The sequence below is a fragment of the Streptomyces sp. MB09-02B genome (assembly GCF_033794485.1).
In the GTDB taxonomy this organism is placed as follows: domain Bacteria; phylum Actinomycetota; class Actinomycetes; order Streptomycetales; family Streptomycetaceae; genus Streptomyces.
In genome coordinates this window covers 1-6,303 of the sequence record NZ_JARGEE010000478.1, presented here as the reverse complement: position 1 = coordinate 6,303, position 6,303 = coordinate 1, and the positions used below count along the sequence as shown (strand labels likewise).

5 protein-coding genes are annotated in these 6,303 nt (G+C 71.4%); 2 read left to right on the top strand and 3 right to left on the bottom strand.

What is annotated here, in order from left to right:
- The first annotated feature begins 521 nt into the window (after positions 1-521).
- A complete protein-coding gene (locus P1P70_RS38385; protein ID WP_192829657.1) occupies positions 522-686 on the top strand; it encodes a hypothetical protein in 165 nt (54 codons plus the stop codon).
- A 242-nt stretch (positions 687-928) separates the two neighbouring features.
- Here the strand turns inward: P1P70_RS38385 and P1P70_RS38380 are convergent, their stop codons facing one another.
- The 3 genes from P1P70_RS38380 to P1P70_RS38370 are packed head-to-tail and all read right to left on the bottom strand — an operon-like array spanning position 929 to position 3,973.
- Positions 929-1,909: a 3-oxoacyl-ACP reductase gene (locus P1P70_RS38380; protein ID WP_319246032.1), complete on the bottom strand. Its 981-nt coding sequence runs from the start codon at positions 1,907-1,909 to the stop codon at positions 929-931.
- Positions 1,910-1,945: 36 nt separating this feature from the next.
- Complete coding sequence (locus P1P70_RS38375) at positions 1,946-3,022, bottom strand: Zn-dependent alcohol dehydrogenase (protein WP_319246030.1); 1,077 nt, start codon at positions 3,020-3,022, stop codon at positions 1,946-1,948.
- A gap of 54 nt (positions 3,023-3,076) precedes the next feature.
- The gene (locus tag P1P70_RS38370) at positions 3,077-3,973 is read right to left on the bottom strand and encodes a MaoC/PaaZ C-terminal domain-containing protein (RefSeq protein WP_319246028.1); all 897 of its coding nucleotides are present in this window, start codon (positions 3,971-3,973) and stop codon (positions 3,077-3,079) included.
- A 709-nt stretch (positions 3,974-4,682) separates the two neighbouring features.
- Between P1P70_RS38370 and P1P70_RS38365 the strand changes: the two genes are divergently transcribed.
- Positions 4,683-6,200 (top strand): MFS transporter, encoded by a 1,518-nt coding sequence (locus P1P70_RS38365; protein ID WP_319246026.1) that lies wholly within the window; start codon positions 4,683-4,685, stop codon positions 6,198-6,200.
- The last annotated feature ends 103 nt before the right edge of the window (positions 6,201-6,303 follow it).

Below are 6,303 nucleotides of genomic sequence, written 5' to 3'. Positions count from 1 at the left end.
GAGTGGCTGGAGGACGGTCCGGACGAGCCCCGGGAGGAAGGCGGGAAGGACGGAAAGGACGGGAAGAGGGCCGGGGAGGAGGCGCCGCGTGCCGGGGTCGGGGCGTCGCCTGCCGGAGCCGGGGCGTCGCCTGCCGGAGCCGGGGCGTCGCCTGCCGGAGCCGGGGCGTCGAGTGGCGAACCGTCCGGCACCGGGTTGGTCGATTCGCAGTCGCCCGGTGAGCAGTTGACCGGCGCGGAGTCGGGGGATGCGCCGTCTGGCGGCGCGCAGTCCGGGGGCGCTCAGACGTCCGGGAGCGCTCAGACGTCCGTGCCCGTCGTCGCCCGGCCCGTGCCCTTGCAGCAGGCGCCGTTGGAGGGGCGCGTGCCCGAGGAGGTGACCGTCGGGTGAAGGTGGTGTGGGGGCAGCGCGCCAAGTGGACGCGGCACGGGCGACACGCGCTCGGGCGGCTTCGGGGCGAGCGAGGCGGCCCGTTAAAATCACCCGCCGATAAGAAGATCATTCGACGGGGAACACTTCCAATGAGCGACGTGCACACAACCCAGCCGCCCACTGCCGACCCCCACGAGGCGGAAGGCCACGGCAGGCACCGGGGCCAGATCTCGGCCCACGAAGCCGAGAAGACCAGCCCTCGCGGACGCCACCGCAAGCCGGCCGAACACACGGAGGCGACGACGTCCGCCTGAACGGCGACGGAAATCCCTCCCGGTCGCCTCTGGAGAAACGTCAATTCGACACCGGAAGCGACCACCCATGGCACCGGCCCCGCCCGTCACCGACGGGCGGGGCCGACCCGTTCCGGGCACGGGCACGGGAACGGGCGCGGGCGCGGGAACGGGCGGGGGAGCGGGCGCGGCTGACAGCTGACGCAGACGGCAGACGGCAGACGGCAGACGGCAGACGGCAGACAACGTGGTACTCCGCGCCCCTACCGGGAATCGCCCCCCTGCCCATGCCGCAGCGCCAGTACCTCCGCCGCCGCGAACGTCTCCCCCTCCGGCCGGTCGACGTAGTACGGCGTCAGCAAGCCGTCCAGCTCGTCGTACGTGAACGCGTCCTGCTTGGTGTCGAACTTGGCCTGGACGCGCGGGCGTTCGACGATCGCCACCATGCCGCCGTGGACGACGAGGAGCTGGCCGTTCACCTGTGCGGCGGCGGGCGAGGCGAGGTAGCCCACGAGGGGGGCGACGTGCTCGGGGGCGAGGGGGTCGAGTCCGGTGCCGGTGTCGGTGCCGTCGGGCGCCCCCGGCAGGCCCGCGAAGACGTCCTCGGTCATCCGGGTGCGGGCGCGCGGGCAGATGACGTTCGCGGTGACGCCGTACTTGGCGAGCGCGAGTGCCGTGGAGGTGGTCAGCCCGACGATCCCGCCCTTCGCGGCGGCGTAGTTGGGCTGGCCCGCGGACCCGGCGAGGAAGGCCTCGGAGGAGGTGTTCACCACCCGCCCGTAGACCCGCCCCCCGCCCTCGCCCGACTTCGCCCGTGCCCGCCAGTGGGCGGAGGCGAACCGGGTCGTGTTGAAGTGGCCTTTGAGGTGGACCCGGACGACCGAGTCCCACTCGTCCTCGGACATGGAGAAGACCATCCGGTCGCGCAGGATGCCCGCGTTGTTGACGAGGATGTCGAGCCTGCCGAACCGGGCGACCGCCAACTCGACCAGTTCGCGGGCCTGTTCGTGGTCGGAGACGTCGCCGATGTGCGCCACCGCCTGACCTCCGGCCGCGCGGATCGCCGCCGCGACCTCCTCCGCGGGCCCGGTCGACACCTCACCGGAACCGTCCCGACCCGGCCGGCCGTAGTCGTTGACGACGACGGCCGCGCCCAGGCGGGCCAGTTCCAGCGCCTCGGCCCGGCCGAGCCCACGCCCCGCGCCGGTGACGATCGCGGACAGTCCTTCCAGAGGCAGTGCCACTGCCGAGTCCCTTCCGCCGAAACCGATTCACTCGCCTCAGATCTCGATACAGGTGCGGAGCGCCACGCCCGTCCGCATCTGGTCCAGCGCCTCGTTGATGTCGGAGAGGGGCACGCGGTGGGTGATCAGCCCCGCTAGGTCGATGCGGCCGGCGCGCCAGAGGGCGATGGCCCGCTCGTAGGAGCGCAGGACGTCTCCGCCGCCGTACATGGAGGGCAGGATCCGCTTCTCGTCGAAGAACAGCTCGAACATGCTGAGCTGGAGGAAGTCGTCCAGCGCGCCCGCGCCGACCACGACGAGGGTGCCGCCGCGCCGGGTGGTTTCGTACGCGGTGCGGGCGGTGGTCGAGCGTCCGACGACCTCGAAGACGTAGTCGAACCCCTCCCCGGCGGTGACGGACTGCTTGGCGTCGGCCAGCTCGTCCGGTGAGATCGCCTTGGTGGCCCCGAACCTGAGCGCCGCCTCGCGTCGTGAGACCACCGGGTCGACGGCGACGATCTCGGCGGCGCCCTTGAGCCGGGCACCCTGGATCGCCGAGATGCCGACGCCGCCGCAACCGATGACCGCGACCGACGAACCCGCCTCCACATCGGCGGTGTTCAGGGCGGCGCCGAGGCCGGTGGTGACGCCGCAGCCGATGAGGGCGGCGATGTCGAAGGGCACGTCGTCCGGTATCGGCACGGCACAGCCCGCGTCGACGACGACCTCCTCGGCGAACGTACCGGTGCCCGCGAAGCCGAACACATCCCCGGCGGGCCGCTTGAAGTTGGGCGTGCCGGCGTTGAGGAATCCGGCGAGGCAGAGGTGCGTCTGGCCGCGCTTGCAGGCGGGACAGGTGCCGCAGGCCGGGAGCCAGCACACGACGACCCGGTCGCCGGGCCGCAAGTGACTCACTCCTTCACCGACTTCGACTATCTCGCCGGCGCCCTCGTGCCCCGGGACGAACGGTCCCGGCTGCGGCAGCACCCCGGCCATGGCGGACAGGTCCGAGTGGCACAGCCCGGTGGCCCGCACCCGGATCCTCACCCTGCCCGGCCCGAAGCCCACCGCCTCGACGTCGTCGAGCACGTCCAGCTTGTCCTGGCCGATCTCGTGCAGTACGGCTGCGCGCATGGTGCAGCTCCCCTCGGAAATGTCAGAAGTACCTGTGATCCGCTGATGCGCTGCTCATGCGTGCTCGACGAGCGTGTCCGCGAGGACCGGGGCGTCGTCCCTCCCCCACTCTCGGCTTCGCTCGAGCGGGGGGACCCCCATGCCGGCGGTCACCGTCACCCGCACCGCGTGGTCGTCGACCCGCCACATGCGGATGCGGAGGGTCTCGCCCGGGAAGACGACGCCCGCGAAGCGCGTCCCGTACGAGCGGACCCGGCCGACGTCACCGCCCAGGACCGTGTCGACCACGGCCTTCAACGTCATCCCGTAGGTGCACAGCCCATGCAGGATCGGTCGGTCGAACCCGGCGCGCCCCGCGAACTCCGGGTCGGCGTGCAGCGGGTTCCAGTCGCCGGAGAGGCGGTACAGCAGCGCCTGGTCCTCGCGGACGGTCCGCTCCACCTCCTTGTCGGGCGCGGTCGTGGGCGGTTCCTGCCGGGCGGACGGACCGCGCTCACCGCCCCAGCCGCCCTCTCCGCGTACGAAGATCTGCGCCTCGTTGACCCACAGCGGGCCCTCGGCGTCGGCGACCTCGGTGCGCATGACGAGGACGGCCGCCTTGCCCTTGTCGTACACCGCCGCCACGCGCGAGGTCGCCGTCGCCTGCCCCTCGACCGGGATGGGCCGGTGGAGCTCGACGCGCTGGCCGCCGTGCAGGACCTTGGCGAGGTCGACGTCGACACCGGGTGCGTTCAGGCCGCCGATCACATCCGGTGAGCCGGCGCCCGCGACGGTCGCGAAGCTCGGCAGGACGTGGAGCCGCGACTCCAGCGTGTAGCGCAGTTCGTCGGGGTCGGTCGCGGGGCTGCCGGCGCCGATCCCGAGGTGGTAGAGCAGGACGTCCTTCCGCGTCCACGCGATCTCAGCGGAACGGGGGTCTGCCGCGAGCGCCTTGGCTGCGTCGATGGGCATGGGGCTCCTGGGCGGTCCGGGGCGGGTGGCGTGGGTGGCGTGGGCTGAGGAACCTCGGTACGGCCGTCCGCACCAGCGGCCGCACCGAGGTCGTCACGGCCGACCCGGAACCCGCCCACCTAGAACGCGTTCCAGTCCGGCGACCCTCTGTATAGCCCAGCCTCGTGCACATGTGAAGGCTCCTGACAGTACGTCAGATCCGGACGGCGAGGAGAAAAGCGTCGAGGGGAGAGAGCGACTGACCGGCGCCGGGGCTCACCCCGTCACTTTCACCCACTCGTACTCGACCCCCTCCGGCGCCAGCGCCACGAACCAGCTCGCCCGGGCGCCCTTCGGGTGCACGATGCGCGGGTTGCACAGGTCCGCGTGCCAACTGTCGCCCCCGGACCGTCGCGCACACCTCCATCAGCCGAGGCCAGCGGCCGACGAGGAAGCTCTGGAACCCTTCGACCCGAGCGTCCCTGGCCTGCTTCCGATCCCCCATGAGCACCTCATAGATGCTTTAACAGTCCATGAGGGTCCGGATCCGTCGCCTCGGCCCGCGAGAAAAATGCGAGCCCGGGGGCAGCCCGGCGGCTCACCCTGACGCCCCGTCACTTTCCCATGAGCAGGTCAAGGTTTCGTTAGTCACTCGAAACAACGGAATAGTTGCCCGGGCACACGAGGTTCAGATGGCACATACCCTCGCCCGGCCAGGAGGCCCCGCTCCATGACACAGCCGCACACACCGCCGACCCTCGCACCGCCGACCCCTGAGGGGCCCGCCGCGCGTGCCGGCGGAGCGATCGTCCCGGTGCTGGCCTTCGCGGGGATCGTGGTCGCCGTGATGCAGACCCTGCTGGTCCCGGTGATCAAGGACCTCCCCCAGCTGCTGGACACCTCTCCGAGCAACGCGACCTGGGTACTGACCTCGACCCTCCTCTCCGGCGCCGTGTCCACGCCGATCATGGGCCGTCTCGGCGACCTCTACGGCAAGCGGCGCATGCTGCTCGCCAGCCTGGCCGTGATGGTGGTCGGGTCTCTGATCAGCGGCTTCACCAGCGCGCTCGTACCGATGATCGTGGGCCGGACCTTGCAGGGCTTCGCCATGGGCGCCATCCCGCTGGGCATCGGCCTGATGCGCGACGAGCTCCCCCGCGAACGCCTCGGCTCCGCCATGGCCCTGATGAGCTCGTCCATAGGCGTCGGCGGCGGACTCGCGCTGCCGCTGGCCGCCGCGGTCGCCCAGAACGCCGACTGGCACGTCCTCTTCTTCGGCTCCGCCGGCCTGGGTGTGCTCTCCATCGTCCTCACCCTCGTCGCCGTCCCGGAGACGAAGACACGCGCGGTGGGCACCTTCGACTACCTCGGCGCGCTCGGCCTCTCCCTCGGCCTCGTCCTCTTCCTCCTGCCGATCACCAAGGGCAGTGACTGGGGCTGGACCTCCGCGACGACGCTCGGGCTGTTCGCCGCGTCGGCCGTGGTCCTACTGCTCTGGGGTGTTCTGGAGCTGCGCATCGCCGCGCCGCTGGTGGATCTGCGGACCACCGCCCGCCGTGAGGTCCTGCTCACCAACCTCGCCTCGATCATGGTCGGGGTCTCCTTCTACGTCGTCTCCCTCGTCCTGCCGCAGCTCCTCCAACTGCCCTCCGCCACCGGCTACGGGCTCGGACAGTCGATGGTCGTCGCGGGCCTGTGCGTGGCCCCGCTCGGGCTGACGATGATGTTCACGGCGCCGGTCTACGCCCGGATCTCCGCCAAGTACGGGCCCAGGAGCACCCTCATCCTGGGCCTGCTGATCATCGCGATCGGCTATGGGGCGGGGCTCGGCCTGATGAGCGCCGCGTGGCAGACCGTGGTGGTGTCCGTGGTCCTGGGCGCGGGTATCGGCCTCGCCTACTCCTCACTCCCGGCGCTGATCACCGGTGCGGTCGATCCGTCCGAGACGGGGGCGGCCAACGGACTCAACACGCTCATGCGCTCCATCGGTACGTCCGTGTCGAGCGCCGTCATCGGCATGGTGCTGGCGAACACCGCGAACGAGGTGGGTGGGGTGGCGATCCCCACGATGCACGGCTTCCGCGTCTCGTTCCTCATCGCCACGGGTGCGGTCGCCGTCGGCCTGGTGCTGGCCCTCTTCCTGCCGAGCCGGCGTCCTGCGTTGACGCTGCGCGCGAGCGGTGAGGGTAGGGCCGGGGAGGCCGAGGTGGTCTCCGGGGAGGGTCAGGTCGTCCTCGCCTCTCGTTGAAGCCGTCGCGTGGCCGTGAAAAGCAGGGGCTGCGCCCCGTGCTTCTCAGGCCCGCAGGGGCCTGGTCTTCAGGGGCGGGGGAACTGGGCGAGCAACCCCCCAC

Coding starts and splice junctions, on each gene's coding strand:
- P1P70_RS38385 (WP_192829657.1), top strand. CDS start 522: ATGAGCGACGTGCACACAACCCAGCCGCCCACTGCCGACCCCCACGAG.
- P1P70_RS38365 (WP_319246026.1), top strand. CDS start 4,683: ATGACACAGCCGCACACACCGCCGACCCTCGCACCGCCGACCCCTGAG.
- P1P70_RS38370 (WP_319246028.1), bottom strand. CDS start 3,973: ATGCCCATCGACGCAGCCAAGGCGCTCGCGGCAGACCCCCGTTCCGCT.
- P1P70_RS38375 (WP_319246030.1), bottom strand. CDS start 3,022: ATGCGCGCAGCCGTACTGCACGAGATCGGCCAGGACAAGCTGGACGTG.